This window comes from Mycobacteroides sp. CBMA 271 (assembly GCF_009729205.1).
Classification (GTDB): Bacteria; Actinomycetota; Actinomycetes; order Mycobacteriales; family Mycobacteriaceae; genus Mycobacterium.
In genome coordinates this window covers 344,101-359,587 of the sequence record NZ_VTHB01000001.1, presented here as the reverse complement: position 1 = coordinate 359,587, position 15,487 = coordinate 344,101, and the positions used below count along the sequence as shown (strand labels likewise).

At 60.7% G+C, this 15,487-nt stretch carries 16 protein-coding genes and 1 pseudogene; 10 read left to right on the top strand and 7 right to left on the bottom strand.

Annotation, left to right across the window (positions count from 1 at the left end; genetic code table 11):
- Window positions 1-62 precede the first annotated feature (62 nt).
- On the top strand, window positions 63-764 hold the full coding sequence (locus FZI91_RS01765; RefSeq protein WP_155936971.1) for an alpha/beta hydrolase: 702 nt from the start codon (window positions 63-65) through the stop codon (window positions 762-764).
- A gap of 690 nt (window positions 765-1,454) precedes the next feature.
- Here the strand turns inward: FZI91_RS01765 and FZI91_RS01760 are convergent.
- Both FZI91_RS01760 and FZI91_RS01755 read right to left on the bottom strand, forming a co-directional pair.
- Window positions 1,455-1,910, bottom strand: coding sequence for a nitroreductase/quinone reductase family protein (locus tag FZI91_RS01760; RefSeq protein ID WP_155936970.1), 456 nt, complete (start codon window positions 1,908-1,910; stop codon window positions 1,455-1,457).
- A complete protein-coding gene (locus FZI91_RS01755) occupies window positions 1,903-2,952 on the bottom strand; it encodes a diiron oxygenase (protein ID WP_155936969.1) in 1,050 nt (349 codons plus the stop codon). Before FZI91_RS01755 ends, FZI91_RS01760 begins: the two co-directional genes overlap by 8 nt.
- Window positions 2,953-3,111: 159 nt before the next feature.
- On the opposite strand from FZI91_RS01755, the gene FZI91_RS01750 reads away from it, so the two are divergent.
- The 5 genes from FZI91_RS01750 to FZI91_RS01730 all read left to right on the top strand — a co-directional run bounded on the left by FZI91_RS01750 (window position 3,112) and on the right by FZI91_RS01730 (window position 7,938).
- Window positions 3,112-3,441, top strand: coding sequence for a DUF4873 domain-containing protein (locus tag FZI91_RS01750; RefSeq protein ID WP_155936968.1), 330 nt, complete (start codon window positions 3,112-3,114; stop codon window positions 3,439-3,441).
- A gap of 434 nt (window positions 3,442-3,875) precedes the next feature.
- Window positions 3,876-4,790, top strand: a complete 915-nt coding sequence (locus FZI91_RS01745; RefSeq protein WP_155936967.1) for a metal-dependent hydrolase — start codon at window positions 3,876-3,878, stop codon at window positions 4,788-4,790.
- 322 nt (window positions 4,791-5,112) lie between these two features.
- A complete protein-coding gene (locus FZI91_RS01740; RefSeq protein ID WP_155936966.1) occupies window positions 5,113-5,862 on the top strand; it encodes an SDR family NAD(P)-dependent oxidoreductase in 750 nt (249 codons plus the stop codon).
- A gap of 20 nt (window positions 5,863-5,882) precedes the next feature.
- Window positions 5,883-6,893, top strand: coding sequence for an alcohol dehydrogenase catalytic domain-containing protein (locus FZI91_RS01735; protein WP_155936965.1), 1,011 nt, complete (start codon window positions 5,883-5,885; stop codon window positions 6,891-6,893).
- 22 nt (window positions 6,894-6,915) lie between these two features.
- On the top strand, window positions 6,916-7,938 hold the full coding sequence (locus tag FZI91_RS01730) for a cyclopropane mycolic acid synthase family methyltransferase (protein ID WP_155936964.1): 1,023 nt from the start codon (window positions 6,916-6,918) through the stop codon (window positions 7,936-7,938).
- Between the two features lie 108 nt (window positions 7,939-8,046).
- Here FZI91_RS01730 and FZI91_RS01725 read toward each other — a convergent pair whose 3' ends face one another.
- From FZI91_RS01725 to FZI91_RS01715, 3 genes are all read right to left on the bottom strand, one after another.
- Window positions 8,047-8,841, bottom strand: a complete 795-nt coding sequence (locus FZI91_RS01725) for an RsiV family protein (protein ID WP_166548223.1) — start codon at window positions 8,839-8,841, stop codon at window positions 8,047-8,049.
- A 112-nt stretch (window positions 8,842-8,953) separates the two neighbouring features.
- Complete coding sequence (locus FZI91_RS01720) at window positions 8,954-10,024, bottom strand: acyltransferase (protein ID WP_155936962.1); 1,071 nt, start codon at window positions 10,022-10,024, stop codon at window positions 8,954-8,956.
- A gap of 312 nt (window positions 10,025-10,336) precedes the next feature.
- Window positions 10,337-10,933 carry a TetR/AcrR family transcriptional regulator gene (locus FZI91_RS01715; protein WP_155936961.1) on the bottom strand — a complete coding sequence of 199 codons (597 nt, stop codon included), beginning with the start codon at window positions 10,931-10,933 and terminating at the stop codon, window positions 10,337-10,339.
- Window positions 10,934-11,002: 69 nt separating this feature from the next.
- On the opposite strand from FZI91_RS01715, the gene FZI91_RS01710 reads away from it, so the two are divergent.
- Window positions 11,003-12,157 (top strand): serine hydrolase, encoded by a 1,155-nt coding sequence (locus FZI91_RS01710; RefSeq protein ID WP_155936960.1) that lies wholly within the window; start codon window positions 11,003-11,005, stop codon window positions 12,155-12,157.
- Between the two features lie 39 nt (window positions 12,158-12,196).
- Here the strand turns inward: FZI91_RS01710 and FZI91_RS01705 are convergent, their stop codons facing one another.
- Complete coding sequence (locus FZI91_RS01705; protein ID WP_155936959.1) at window positions 12,197-12,721, bottom strand: hypothetical protein; 525 nt, start codon at window positions 12,719-12,721, stop codon at window positions 12,197-12,199.
- Window positions 12,722-12,867: 146 nt separating this feature from the next.
- A pseudogene (locus FZI91_RS01700) lies at window positions 12,868-12,957 on the bottom strand (STAS/SEC14 domain-containing protein); the annotation flags it as partial.
- A gap of 144 nt (window positions 12,958-13,101) precedes the next feature.
- Here FZI91_RS01700 and FZI91_RS01695 point away from each other — a divergent pair.
- The 3 genes from FZI91_RS01695 (at window position 13,102) to FZI91_RS01685 (ending at window position 15,481) form a co-directional block, all read left to right on the top strand.
- Window positions 13,102-13,848 (top strand): NAD-dependent deacylase, encoded by a 747-nt coding sequence (locus tag FZI91_RS01695; RefSeq protein WP_162526117.1) that lies wholly within the window; start codon window positions 13,102-13,104, stop codon window positions 13,846-13,848.
- 94 nt (window positions 13,849-13,942) lie between these two features.
- Window positions 13,943-14,119 (top strand): hypothetical protein, encoded by a 177-nt coding sequence (locus tag FZI91_RS01690; protein WP_203448827.1) that lies wholly within the window; start codon window positions 13,943-13,945, stop codon window positions 14,117-14,119.
- Between the two features lie 228 nt (window positions 14,120-14,347).
- On the top strand, window positions 14,348-15,481 hold the full coding sequence (locus tag FZI91_RS01685) for a phosphotransferase (RefSeq protein WP_162526116.1): 1,134 nt from the start codon (window positions 14,348-14,350) through the stop codon (window positions 15,479-15,481).
- Window positions 15,482-15,487: the final 6 nt, after the last annotated feature.

Here is a 15,487-nt window from a genome sequence, read left to right as displayed (position 1 = left end):
GCATCAAACTCCGATACCCTGGTCGATACCTGTATGTAGGAACCTAATTCAGGAGCAAATCGATGCCGCAGACCTATGGAGGCCATCCGAGCCAGTACGTAGACATTCTTGAGCCCGATGAGCCTGCCACCGCCTTGGCCTTTGTCATCCATGGCGGTTTCTGGCGAGAAGGTCTGGGGGTGGAACTGACGGCACCGATAGCTGAGGACCTGCGCGCCGAGGGCCTTCTCGTGGCGAACATCGAGTATCGCAGGGTCGATGGAGGCGGGGGATGGCCCGAAACATTCGAAGACGTGAAGGCGGCGGCTGACGAGGTCCGACGCATCTACCCGGATCCCGCTAAGTCATTTGTGGTCGGGCACTCCGCCGGTGGACACCTTTCGCTTCTGGCCCTTGCTGCAGGAGCGGCGGACTTCGCCGTAGCGTTGGCCCCTGCTAGCGATATCGCGCGCGCATTGCGGGAGAATCTCGGGGACGGTGCTGCGGCAGAATTCCTTGGGGCCGAGCGGTTCTCGCCGGACGCGGTTCGGAACGCATCGCCGATTGACCAACTTGGCCACCGTCGACGGCATGTCCTCATACATGGCGTGCGTGATGTCAATGTCCCTGTCGAGTATTCCCAGGACTACGCATCCACCGCGAGAGCATTAGGGAGCTCTGTCGACTACTTCGAGTTCTCAGACCTGGACCACTTCGATCTGATCGATCCGTCCTCGTCTGCATGGTATGTGGCTAAACAGTGGATTCAGTGCCAGCTGTATTAACACAGGTGGATGCCCCCACCGGTTTCGTGGCGCCGTCAATATGTAGCGGTTCCCGTACGAATTATGAATACCGTTGCAATCAAGTGCATTCCAGGAAGTAGCTTCCTTTGGGCTTTATTCTATTCCGGTGCGCCCGGCGGTGCTGGTTGGCCGATATGTCCGTTCAAGCTGTAGTGGTTGTGCGTGTTTGGTCCCGATAGTTGTTGCACGTCTTGACCTTTCGGTCGTTTCTGAGGTGATTCGATTCCGATTCTTGTTCTGGCCGGGCACCAGATGAGGGCAACCAGTATGGACCCGAAGGCGGTCAATACTGGTTGGCCGATCCACCGCCCGTGATATGCGGGTGCCCACATCTGTAACGTGATGACGGACAGTGCACACAACACCTGGCACAGTAGGAACATGTCGACGGTGTGGCGGTACCTGGCTGGGTTAGTGCTGGCGAATATGAGATACAAGCCCATGCCTGCGTTGAGTCCGGCGAACATGACGATGCCGTCGAGAGCGACCGCTCCCGGGGCGTAGCGCTCAGGCAGGCCGGCAGGCGATGTAGCCAGAGATACGGCTGACCAGATCGTGACAGAAGAAACAGCCAACCACAGCACTCCGCAGATGCGCAGTAAATGCCTTACGGACATCGATTTGCCGCCCCTTCGCGTCGGAGACGCAATAGCTCAGATTCGCAGGGAATCAACCTGATGTGGATTCGCAGATCACTACGGGGATGTCCCTATCGGTGTTCCGCTGGTATCCCTCGTAGCCAGGAAACGCTTCGAGGATTCTGGGCCACAAGTCCGACTTCTCCTGTGCTGAAGCGGTCCGGGCATGGTAGGCGTTGGTGACGCCCTTGACTGTTATTTCTATGTCGGGATTGGCCGCCAGGTTTTTGTACCAATCGGGGTGATCCGAGGATCCGCCTTTGGAAGCAACCAGAACCAACCGCGCAGGCGCGTAGACGGGTGACGTCAGTAGCGTGGTGTGCCGGTTTCCCGTCTTCCGGCCGATGGTGTGCAGTTCCACGGACTGATTGCGACCGAAACGCTGCCCCAACCGGCCCTCCGTCGCGTCCATGAGCACTCGGTGCGCCGTCTCCATCGCCCACGCACCCATTCCCAACACCCAATCAGGTGTGCGTGGGCTAGTCATCGGTGTCCTCCGGAGTAACCGCGCGCACGAGCCGCAGACGCGGGGTCCCGTTTTGCCGTTTTCCCTTGCGGCCCAATGCTGCCTTCACGTCATCGGGGAGAGCCCGCGACAGCCGCCAGATCAGCACGGCGGGAAAGCCTTTCATGATGCCGGCGTCGTGGAAGAAACGCGCCATATGGCCCAGTACAAATTGCGCGTTTACCCCGAACTGCTCGCCGAAAAGTGAGGCGCGTATGCCGCGCATCGGGTTGATACCCACTGCGCGGTACATCTGCGGGTTGAGCAGGGCAGGCAGCGTAAAGAACAATGCGGTCATGGCGGCGGTCATGCGGGTTGCGAACCTACCGACAGGCCCGGCCTGCCGGTAGCCGCGGAGGATTTCTTCCTTGGCGAATGCGACATGGCGTGCTTCTTCGATGACGTGAATGCGCATCGCTGTGCGGGCATGCGGCTGCAATCCGGGGTCGTTCATTCCTTCCCGCTGCAGACGGTCCAGCACCTCTTCGGCCATCAAGATAGCGGTGTACATCATCGGGCCCACCGGAAGCAGCGCGCTGAGGAGCGGAAGCAGTCCCCTTGCGGTGCGCGGCAATCGGTAGGTGATGGGGGATGAGCCCTCGCCCATTTTTTCCACGACGCGCGCGAACATGGAGGAATGCCTTGCCTCCTCGCCGATTTCAGTGAGCAGGTACCTCGTTCGGCTACTTTCCACCGGGCTCAGCATGAGATCGTGGTACAGGAAGACCCCTAGTGCCGCCTCGAACCAGATACCGGCGATCAAGATGCTCCCGAACTGCTGCCGGCCGAATTCGAGTCGTTGCTCAGCAGTCAGCCCCTCCCACAGTTCGGTACCGAGCAAGCTGACGCGGTGCTCACTGAACCATGGCATGCCGGGCACCGGAGGGGCGTTCCAATCGATATCGATTTCCGGGTCGTAGCACTTCTCGGCGGACGCCTTGAGACGCCGCACTGCCGCTAGCTCGATGTTGGTCTCGGCACGCCTACCGACGTGACCGCGTTCGCTACTGATGTCGACATTCATTGTCTGGCTCCTCTCAGCGCGGACCGGTATCCCCCCGTCGATATACCGGTACTTCAAAGTACTAGATACACACTGTTCGGTGTATTAGTGTGAACGGTACGCCTTCCCGGCCGAGAAGCAAGACCTGAAATATGGGTCGGGAGAAGGGATGCATGGCGAATGGGTGACCGTACTGCTGACCGGCACGATGAGTTGGACTATTGTGGGACAGCAACTTTGGTGATCGACGGCGCAGGGGCTGACACGCACGTCGAGCTTCGTGGCTTGTTTCAACCCATCGACGGCACCTTCCGTTGGTATGGCCGGACAACGTCGGCGAGCGCCGGGTTGGCAGAGCTGGTCGGCGCTCGCGCCGAAGGCCTTATTTGCACCCAGCACGGGCGCGCCCCAGTGACTGTCGACGAGGTTGATCTGTGGGGTCGGTATCGAATGCGCGGTACCGGCAGGCCGCCCTTCCCGATCGCTATGACGTTGGATGACCTGGAATAGGCTGCGCCGCCATGTTTTTGATACCCAGTATCGGTCGTGCCTGCGGTGCCGATCGATGGGTCGGCGGCCTCCGGCGGACATCGCATCGGGATCTTCGGGATGCTGCGGCAGAATCTGTTGGGCCTGAGCAGCGCTCACCGCCTGACTCTGGCTGTGAGCCGGGTCGTGCCGCCCTTCGCGTCGCAGTTTTCACCGCCGAAGGGTCGCTCTGTACGAATCCAGCGGAGCCGATTCTGCTCGGGCGCTCGGCCCCTTCCTGAATCGCTTCCGTCGTCTTCGGCAGTCAGTCGTATTTCAGTTAACGAATGGCAACCAAAAATGACATTTGGTTTGATGCATCGCTGATGCATCAAATCTAAATTCCCATGTCAAACCAGTAAAAAGTACTGAACTATGGGTTTACAGATGTCTCTGCTGTGGGGTAGATTTCGCGCATGACAACTCGTACTGAAAGTATCGGTAACGTACAGTTACCCGTATCAACGGCGGTGCCGAACGTGCGGCGGATCAGCTTCCCGTTTGGGCGGCGAACTCCGCTGTACAAATACTTCGTCGAGGGCGACATGGCCCACAGCCATTTCATCGCGTTCATATCCGGAGTGTTTCCCGCTGGGGAAGAGTTCTTCATTCGCTCCGTGCGCGCCTTCTCTGACGAGATCATCGATCAGGGACTTCGAGAGCGGGTGGCGGGATTCATCGGTCAGGAAGCCAAGCACGGCAACCAACATCGCGAGCTGAACAGGAAGCTGATCGACTTGGGGTACCTGATCGGATACTTCGACCCTGGCGATCAGTTGCTAGGACGGATCATCGCCGTCGAATCTCGAGTGCCCGGGTATATCAGGCTCGCCGCGACCGCCGCATTCGAGCACTACACCGCGGTTCTTGCCGAGCGTGTACTCGAAAGTCCTTGGGTGCAGCAAGTTCCGCACGACCCAGAGGTCATCAACTTGCTGAACTGGCACGCTTTGGAAGAACTCGAACACAAGTCGGTCGCGTTCGATGTCTACCGCGCTGTTGGCGGACCTGAATGGCTTCGAATTGTCACGATGGCAGTAATTCTCGCTATCACGGGGCCGGTGGTGACGCTGGCGCTGTTTGTTGGCATGCTCGTGGATCCATACGCGCGACGACATCCCATCGCATTCGCCCGCCAAACGTGGGCGCTGAACCGTAGTCCGTTGTTGCGCGGGCTTTTTGGGAAATCTGCGCTGTACTTGCGGCCGGGTTTTCACCCTGACGATATCGATACAGGACCACTGCTCGCGCAGTGGCAAGAGGAGCTTTTCGGCGCGCACGGCACCCTCAATGACATCACAAAAAACTCCAGGACCAGCGGGTCTTTGTAATGGCCTGCTGAGCCTGTGCGCCAGGTGCGGTCCCACCCGACGGCGCCGCACCTGGTGTGCCCGAAACCGGAATCGCAAGAAAGACAACAGAGTGAAATGGTTAATCAAGATATTTCAAAGTTTCACCCATATTTCATATTCACGGCTTTTGGTTACATGTTCGGTTTAAGGCCGTCAACATTGACAAATCTCGCTTGTGGCACAACAAATGCTATTTGTTGGACGCGAGTGCACCTTGCGCATATACATATTTGATGATGCATACGCTGTGCAGTCTCGTGATCAAACACGGCGCAGTGAAGAATTAGGTTAGGGGCTGTCGATGAATTTCGAAGGTAAAGTCGTTGTTGTCACCGGCTCCTCTAAGGGGTTGGGCAGGGCTATTTTACTGCGCCTGGCGTCGCTGGGGGCCGATGTAGTGGTGAACTATTCCAAGGACAAATCGGCCGCTGATGAGGTGGTTTCCGCGGTCGAACAGCTAGGAGTCAGGGCGCTGCTGGTTCAGGCGGATGTCTCGAAGGTCGAGGAGATCAACCGCCTGTTCTCCGAGACCCTCGATGCTTTCGGGAAAGTCGATATCGTCGTCGCCAACGCCGGCGTCGAGAAGGTGAATGTTCCAGTCGTCGAGGTGACGGAGGAAGATTTCGACCTGCTGTTCCGCGTTAACACCAAGGGGCCATATTTTGTGATGCAGGCCGCCGCGCGCCACATTTCCAACGGTGGCCGAATCATCAACATCGCATCGAGTTCGACATCGCGACCGCAGCCGGGGCTCGGTCTGTATGGCACCAGTAAGACCGCACCGAAATATCTGGTGCGAGTGCTGGCCCTGGAATTGGGGTCCCGGCAGGTCACAGTCAACTCGCTCGTCCCCGGCCCTATTGACGGGTCGGGGATCTTCACCGGTGTCAGCGATGAGGATCCATACAAGAAGAGCCTGCTGGACACCATCCCGATCGGCCACATGGCCACCGCCGACGATGTCGCCGGCTTTGTGGAGTTCCTGGCCAGCGAGCAAGCGCTGTTCATCACCGGCGAGGAAATCCTTATGAACGGCGGATCCAGCAACTAGTCCATTTAGGGAGAGTTCGAATGAGTGAATCGGTGATGCGTGCAGTCCAAGCGGTGGCTGCCGGTGCGCCATTCGTGGTCGGGAAGATCCCGGTTCCCGAGCCCGGCCCGGGTCAAGTCCGGATCCGTGTGCGTGCCTGCGGCGTATGCGGCGGGGAGAACATCGCCCGCAATGGCCTACTCGGCGTGATCTTCCCGCGTGTTCCTGGACATGAGATCGCTGGCGTGATTGACGCCGTCGGCGACAGGCTCACTGGGTGGCGACAAGGCGAGAGGGTTGGTGTCGGCTGGCAGGGAGGCTACTGCCGGCAATGTCAGTGGTGCCGAGCCGGTGACTTCGCCAATTGCGCCCACGCGCAGGTAGTCGGCGCGTCCTACGACGGCGGCTACGCCGAATACCTTGTGGCCCCGCAAGAAGCGGTTGCACGCATCCCCGATGAACTGTCATTCGAAGAGGCCGCACCCCTCATGTGTGCGGGAATCACAACATTCAACGCGCTGCGGCACAGCGGAGCCGGCCCCGGCGACACTGTTGCGATTCAGGGGATCGGCGGGCTGGGGCATCTGGCCGTGCAGTTCGCCGACAAAATGGGTTTCAGAACCGTAGCTATCAACCGCGGCCACAACAAAGCTCGGCTGGCCCGGCAATTGGGTGCCGACGAATACATCGACAGCACCGATGGAAGCGCGGGGGAAGCCCTGTCACGTCTCGGCGGTGCGGCCACTATTCTGTCCACCGCGGGGGTCGCCGATGCACAGGTCGATCTTATTCAGGGCCTGCGGCCCAATGGCCGCCTCATGGTAATCGCCACCGATCATGCGCCCCTGCAGTTTTCGGCCGACCAACTGGTTTTCGGTCGACGATCGGTGATCGGCTGGTACAGCGGACACGCCAAGGACAGCGAAGACACTCTCGATTTTGCGGTCCTCAAAGGCATCCGTCCCCTTATCGAAACCCACCCCCTGGAAACTGCAGAAACTACCTTCCAGGACATGAGCAACGCTCGCTACCGCGCCGTCCTGACGCCCTGAGCGCCGACGGGAGGAAATACGCATGCAGAAGGAATTCCCCGGCTCAGAGGATTTCGAAGGCGCCAAGACCAAACCCCCAGAGCGTCAACCCAAACGCGCCGAACCTCAAGCCGTCAATGCCTCCGGGGAAGTGGTCAGCAATGACAAGAAGCTCAGGCCACGGAACATCGGCGCCGGCACATCTACAGGGAAATGGGAGCCGAAGTACGAAGAACTGCAGTCGATTTACGATATCTCGAACGAGTTCTTCGAGTTGTTCCTAGGCCCGACAATGGGGTACACCTGCGGCTACTTCGAACGTGACGAGATGACCATCGATGAGGCTCAGCTAGCCAAGTTTGATCTCGCGCTGGGCAAGTTGCAGCTTGAGCCCGGCATGACATTGCTCGACATCGGCTGCGGGTGGGGCGCGGGTATGCAACGGGCAATCGAAAACTACGATGTCAACGTCATCGGGCTGACGCTGTCGGATGAACAGCGCAAATACGCTCTCGACAAGCTGGGCAGGATCCCTACCCGCCGAACAATCGACGTCCGGCTACAGGGCTGGGAGGAATTTCACGGCAAAGCCGACCGCATCGTGTCGATTGGTGCCTTCGAACACTTCGGACATGAGCGCTACCGGGCCTTCTTCCAGATGGCCTACCGCGCACTGCCTGCTGACGGAATCATGTTGCTGCACACGATCACTGCCGTGCACTACGACGAAGCGAAAGCCCGCGGTGTGCCCATGACTTTCGAGCTGGCCCGTTTTGCCAAATTCATCATGACCGAGATTTTCCCCGGGGGCAGACTGCCCTCGGTGTCAATGGTGGCCGAAAATGCCACTGGCGCTGGATTTGATATCGCCCGCATCCATGAGATTGGCCCTCACTACGTACGCACTCTCCAACTATGGGCGACTGCGCTACAACGGCACCGGGATCAAGCCATCGCTACGCAATCCGAAGAGGTCTACCAGCGCTACGTGAAGTACCTAACAGGCTGCCAGCGACTCTTCCGCGAAGGACAGACCAGCGTCCATCAATTCACACTCCACAAGTAGCGTCCTTGCCGGGCCTGGCGTGTGTGTCCGCGGGTATGAAATCCCGCGGCGAGGACGCAGTTTGGTTTGCCTCAGGGTTCGACATCCCAAAACCAGAGCTTGAAAGTGTTAAGCGATCATGGGGTCGATTGCCGACCGGGGTACCAGTACCTGCAGCGCTCCGAATGAGTCGGGCAACAATGCGCCCTGGTCGAAATAGAAGGCCACTCCGTCGTTGAGGATCGCGAAGTTCTGGTAGTTGGCAGGGTTGTACAGCGACGCGGGTGAGAACGGTAACGGCGGGGGCGGTGGTGGCGTCGTAGTCGTCGACGACGTGGTGGTAGTCGGCTGTCCCGAGGTTGTAGTCGGTGTGGGAGGTGCGACCGGCGGTGCCAGCTGCTGCTGCAGCAGGGCCTGGACGATCGGCGCGACGGTCTTCAGCGGATCGTCCACCCGCCACAGCGGCACATTTTCTTTGTCGTCAGGTGCGGCCGTGTAAGTGATCGCTTTGCGATAGCTCTGGTCCCAGTTGTAGGCCTTGTACGTCGTCTGCGGCGTGCCAGTGTTTTGGTACACCTTGAACACCACGGTCTGCGTGCCGCGTGGGGGGATCGCCGAGGTGTATTCCGTCGGCTTGATGCTCAACTGATACGGCGTGCTGCGGGCGGTACCGGACTTGGCCGAATTGAGGAACGCGTCTCGCGTCTTGGCAATGTATTCGGCCATCGACTTCTGCTCGGGGTGGTTCAGCGGCATGGTGATGTCGACGCTGTACCCAGGGTCGGACAGATGGATCTCGCAGGTGGTGCCGGTATTGCTGCCCTTGAGGTCGGCGCAGTAGTCGTGCGGCGCTGCCGCCGCCACGCCAGTAGAACCGAAGATGGCGGCAACCGTTACGAGCAGGGCCACGCTGAACGAGCGCATGGGTAGTACCTCCAAGCAGATGCGGCACCCCGGCCCTCGGACGAAGATACCGTAGTCCGCGGGGGAGGTCCGCTGCAGTGTTCCGGTATTGCGCCCATCGAACAGAGAGCGCCTATACGGGTTGGTCCGCGGGCCCGCCGGCCCCCGGTCTCACTGTCCGGGTGAGCCGGGACTTCAGCGACATCGCATGCTTTTCGACCACGAACCAACTCAGTGCCGCCATCGGCAGAGTTGCCGTCGTTGCTATCGCGAAGAACAGGAACGGGTTCAGGTCGGCAAATCCCAAGACGGCCAAGAACTGTTGGATAGGGAACGCATAGATGTACACGCCGTAGGACAGGTCGTTGCGTAGGTTGAGTCGCTTGTCATGGATGAGTGCGCCCGACGCGATGACTATGTACGCCAACGGAAGAGCGCCGATTACCCGGTAGTTGGATAACAGTCCGGAAAGAACCAGAGCGCCAAGGCATATCGTGATGAGCGACCATCGGGCAGGTATGACGTCTCGAAACTGGAACAGCAGTGCGCCGGCCGCGAACATCACGGCAAATCGCGCCACCATCTGCGGAATGGTTTCCAAGGCGAAGGCCGGATATGAGAAATATGCTGTGGCACAAAGGAATAACACGAAAGCTGACGGAATGGTCCAGCTCCGCTTCAGCAGGCCCATGGCACCCAAGGCGGCCACCGCGAGGTAGCAGATGACTTCGAAGACGAGGGTCCAGATCGATCCGTTCCACACGCCCGGCCAGGGAATGTCTTTGGGAGTTCCGTCAATGCCGACGTAGTAGACGTTCAGTAGGCCATTGTTGAGGACGTACTCGATGGGTTTCAGTGATGTGAGCAGGCTTGTGGCCGAACCGCCCTGGATGGTGACGCTGAGGGGTGCGATCACGAATGCGGTGACCATTAGGCAAACCCACAATCCGGGGAAGATGCGTAAGGCCCGTGCGCTGAAGTACTCGCGAGGCCTCGGATTGCGCATCCAGCTCGACGTGATGAGGAACCCGGAGAGCGCAAAAAAGCCGTCTACCCCCACCTGTGCAAGCAGGGGTCCCATCGGATACGGCAGCTTGTGGCCGGTGAGCGGCCAGGAGTGCGCGAGAATGACGGAGGCGGCCAGCACAATCCGCCATGCGTTGAGTGCATTGTTTCGAGGATCGAATGTCTGCCCGAGAGTCATGAGACCCCTTGACGCGCTATGCGACCGTCCGACAGGGCGGCGATGTGAACTATGCAGGGACTGCCTGCAACTACTTTTCCGTGCCCGGGCGCCTGTGCACTGCGGCCGACCGTGGGCCCGGCTTTGCGTGACTAACGCCTGGCGTGGATCGCTACCGACATGCCTGGCGGACCGTAGTACCAACCTGGTGCAGCCACAATGGGCCCCCTTTGATCTTGATGGGCGCACCCTACGCCCGATCAAGATCACACACAGCTGTTTCACAGCTGATTATCGGGAAACGTCCATTTCCTGGTGACTCTCGGCCACCGGCTACCCCGTTGGGGGCAGGAGGGCGGCGACGGTGGCGGAAAACGCGTCGTTGATGCGGCGATGGTCCCCTGTCGCGGCAAGGTCGAGCTGAAGACCACGGATCTGGGCGAGCAGCGCTGTGGCGATCGCTATCGCACGATCGGGTGAGCGCCCGTCGCGGATGAGCAGGGCTTCGATTGGGCGGCGGAAGTCTTCCGCTGAGGACCTGAGAACGGCGGCATAGCGATCCCTGTCGCGTTGGGCGAGGGCGTAGATCTCGGTGAGCAGCGCGAACTGTCGGCGTTCCCTGGGGTCATCGAGTAGACGCCAAAAGGCGTGCAGCAGTTCAGCGGTGGATTGGGCCCCGTCGAGCTCGGCGACCTGGGAGAGAAGTCGGTTGCGGATGTATTCGACGACCTCGGCCAGGAGCGCTTCCTTGGAAGCGAACTGGCGGATCAGGGTTGAGTGAGTGACGCCGAGTGCGAGGGCCATTGGGCGCAGAGACAACTCCCCGAACCCATGGTCGAGGACGTACTCGGCGGCCGCCGCCAAGAGCTCTGGTCGACGGTTCTGATATCTCAGCGCGCGGCCGTCGACGCGCACAGGCCCCTGTTCCATGAGTGCACTATACAAAGTAGGCGAACCATTTGGTTGACAAACCGATCGGTTCGTCTATCGTCCTTGGATATGGACGGACAGACCATCACCTCGACTCTCGACCTCGCCCTCTTCACCGGTGCGCCGCAGCACGAAAGGTTCTCTCGCCTTGCCGATCTGCTGCCGGTGCGGAAAATGGCGCCATCTTCGGCGCCGATGCCATTTCCCCATGGCGAGCAGGCCCAGCTACCGCAGACCTACGACATGGACGGGTCCGCACGGTCGGTACACAGTTTTCTGATCGACACCGATACCGCGGCATTGATCGTGCTGAAGAACGGGGCGGTGCGATCGGAGTACTACGCCCTCACCGGTGGCCGAGACACGCACTGGATCTCGTTCTCGGTGGCCAAAAGCTTCGTATCCACGCTGGTCGGCATTGCGCTCGGGGAGGGCGCCATCGGCAGTGTGGATGAACCGATCAGTGACTACATCGATGTCACACCCGGCTCGGCATATGACGGTGTCGCCATCCGTCACGTGCTGCAAATGTCTTCGGGTGCCCGATGGAACGAAGACTATGCGGATCCGAATTCCGACATCTTCCGTCTCGGCGCAGTCATGGGTGGCGCCAGCACATTGGATGCCTTTGTCGCCGATATGGTCCGCGAGAACGAGCCGGGCACCGTGTGCCGTTACAACTCGGCCGATACGCAGGCGTTGGGTGCTTTGGTTGCCCGCGCGACGAAATGTTCGCTAGCGGACTACATGCAAGAAAAACTTGCCGAACCGCTCGGGTTCACCGCGCCCGGCTACTGGCTCATCGACAGTGCCGGTACGGAAATGGCTTTCGCCGGAGTCAATCTCATCCCTCTCGACTTCGCCCGGCTCGGTGAGTTGTTCCGCAATCGGGGTATCTGGCAGGGCCAGCAGGTCATCCCGGCCGAGTGGGTCGAGGCCTCACTGACGGCCTCCGCTGCGCATCTGCAACCCGGCCGTGTCATTTTGAATGACCACACTCTTCCCATCGGGTACGGCTATCAGTGGTGGTTGCCCGACGGCGACCACGGCGAGTTCGCCGCCATGGGTGTGTACAACCAGTACGTGTACGTCGACCCGTCCCGTGACACTGTCGTCGTCAAACTTTCCGCAAATCGCAACTACGGCACCACAAGTGGGGAATCGACCAATCGCGATATGGAGAGCATCGAGTTCCTGCGAGCGATCGCAGTGCATTGCGGCTGACCGGGTTCTGCTGGCTTGGCTGGTCAGATGGGACGGCCGTCACGTAAGACCGGTGACGAACCGCAGTCTGCCCTGCACCGTGATGTGGTAGCTGATTCGGTGGATCACCGCGTCGCTGTCACGTACGGCCAGATCGACGAGTAGACCGTCGAACAGGCTTTGGAACGTTTGACCGGGTAGCGATCCGATGCCGGTCCGCGTCCTAAAACGCCAACGGTCAACCGCAAACCCCGCATCGATCGCCTGATGCCGATCGAAGATCGAGCTCAGGGTGGCGAAGGGGATGGCGCTGTCCACCTGGAACCACGGGAAGGTCCCGGCGGGTATTGGGATGTTATGCCGCGTCGTGATCGCTTTGAAAGCATCGCTCATGTTCGGGGAGATCAACGCTTGATCTCGTGACCAATCGACGGTGGTCTGTCCGGGCATGTTGACGAGGGCAACGCCATTTGTTTGGAAGACGAAACGCTGATCGGCAATCGAGGCCGGTTGTTGCTCGTTGACCGCCAATGCGGCCGGAGTGAAGAAGTGCGACTGACTTTCGAAACTCGGAACGAGGACCATGGTGCACGCGCCTTTCGTGGCCGGATGAATACCATTCCAGCGCAGGGCCATTGACTTTCGCACAGCCGAAACGTTGGTGGTGTGACGGTATGGGCGAACGGAGCTATGGGCGCGAGTAGTGCACTACCCGACTTCTGGGTACAGCCTCAGCTTGCGGCCCAGACCTTCGCGCGGTCTAGCTCGTCAAGTCCGAACAACGCGCGTTCGCCGGGAACCATCCACGCGAACGCGTGCAGGAGCCTCGGGTCTTCGGTGAGTCCACCGGGATCGAAGTTCGGGCTGCGATTCCTATCAAGATCAGCCTGGCGGCCCGGAACGCGATGCGAACTCTCGGTAATTCGTAGTCCGTTGTAAGAAGGACTCCGTAGTAAGAAAGAGATGTGACACAGGTACCCGACGAGTTGATCGTCGCCGCATCGACGGCGGGCACCGTCACGGTGCTCACCGGCGCCGGGATGTCTGCGGAGAGCGGGCTGCCCACTTTCCGTGATGCCCAAACCGGTCTGTGGTCGAAGTATGACCCGATGACCCTGGCGACGCCGGAGGCGTGGCACGAGGACCCGGGGCTCGTCTGGGCGTGGTATCAGAATCGGCGCATCCAGCTCATGGCGGTGCAGCCGAACGACGGTCATCGGTCGTTGGCCCAGTGGGGATCTGGCCGCGACATCCGGATAGTCACCCAGAATGTCGATGACCTTCACGAACGTGCGGGCAGCGTGGACGTCACCCATGTTCACGGCAGTCTGCTCAAATCGCATTGCGACACGTGCCAGACCGGCTACGACGTGACGGTCGCTGCTCCGGATTCTGAGCGCGTCGCGCCACCGGCGTGTGGCTGCGGCGGCAAGGTGCGTCCGAGCATCGTGTGGTTCGGCGAGATGCTTCCCGAGGTCGAGTTCGGTCACGCCGTCGCGCACGCACAGAACTGTGAGCTGATGCTGCTCATCGGAACCTCCGGCATCGTCTATCCGGCCGCGGGGCTCCCGCAGCTGGCATCGAGTCGCGGCGCAACCGTTGTCGAAATCAACCCACACGAGACGGACCTTTCCGATCGTGCGGATCTGGTCTGGCGGGCCACCGCGGCCACGGCGCTGCCGGCACTGGTCGATGCACTCGCGCTTTCGTGAGTACCGTTGGGCCGTATGGAAAACACGCGAAGTGTCGGCATTCCTGGGGTAGGTGTGGGGCATTGGACCGACCAGGCCGCCGAGACCGGGTGCAGTGCCGACTCCCGGCGGCCTCGTTCCGGTGATTCCCACTCTCGCGCTCTTCGATCTGGCGGTGGGAGACGCGTCGGTCCGGCCCACGGCAGACGACGGGTACGCCGCGGCACGAGCGTCGGTGGGCGGGCCGTACTTCGAGGTCGGACGGGTCGGGGCAGGTACCGGCTCATGTTGACGTGGTGCGGTTGATGGCCCTCGATGCAGTGGTGCGCGCGATTCGTTCGGTTGCCTGACGCGTCCGCCGGCGTGTATGTCGCCCAGCGGCGGGCACCAGAGAGTGTGTTTCTCGAACGCGCGTGCCTGACCTGAATCCACTCTTGCGCCGGATGCGTTATTTCGGATAACGTATCTCGTGAGGCGAGGATTCAACTCAGCGTCGAGATGAATTCGGATGGAGGCGTGCGTGTTTGAGGCCGTCCGTGCTGCGGGTTCCCTGGTCGACCAGACCGCCCGGTACGTCGTGGACCGCACGCTTCCCGCCCGCTCGATGCCCAAGGCGGCGCGTGATGTCCGCCCCGAATGGGTGGCCACGGCGCTGGGACTGCGGCCCGCAGACGTGGAACGCGTCACCGTCGCCGATGAGCACCATGGCACTGCAAGTCGCGCGCTGCTGTCCATCGAGTACCGCGAGCCCGGCATGGGCCCGGCGACGGTATTTCTCAAGTTCGCACCCACGGCCTTCGTCGGTCGTTTGTTCATGAACGCCCTCGGGCTTGGCGAGCGTGAAGTTGATGTGTACCGGACGATTCCGGGCGAGCTACCTGGAATTGCCCCGAAAAGTTATGTTGCACAGTGGGATCGCCGACGCGGGCGCGGGATCCTTCTGATCGAAGATTTGGCCGCCCGGGGATGTCGCCTCGACGATGTCCGTGCCGGTTGCGCACCGGCGGATGCGAGCAGAGTCCTCGCCACCCTCGCCGCATTGCATGCGCATTACTGGAACAGCCCGCGCTTCCACGGAGACCTGCGGGGCCTCGTCAACTCCAGCGCCCATCACGCGATCGCCCACCAGGTGAAGGTCGCCGGACTCAAACGCGCCATTGACATTGTGCCCCAGGATGTTCAGCGGGCGGCTCGGCTGCTCGTCGAACACGGCGACGCGGTCGATGCCTTCTGGGGCAGTCTTGCCTCGACACTTACGCACGGCGATACCCACCTGGGCAATGCCTATTTCAATCCGGATGGCAGCGCCGGATTCTTCGACTGGCAGGTGGCATCGGAGGGGCCCGCTATACGGGATGTTGCCTACTTTCTCAACTCCTCGCTGCCGCCGGACGTCGCGCGGGCACATGAACGCGATCTACTCGACGAGTACCGGCGCCAGCTGGCCCAGTGCGGCGGCCCGGACCTCGGCAGTGGAGAGCTATGGGACCTGTACCGCGCGACCGCCACGCATTTCTATGTTGGCGCCGTTGTCACCGCCGCCTTCGGAGATCGACTGCAGGCCGGCGATATTGCCCGCGTCGGTGTTGAGCGGGCCGTTGCCGCGGTCACCTCGCTCGACTCCTTCGATGTCCTACGCCGTTTCATCAACTGATCGGAG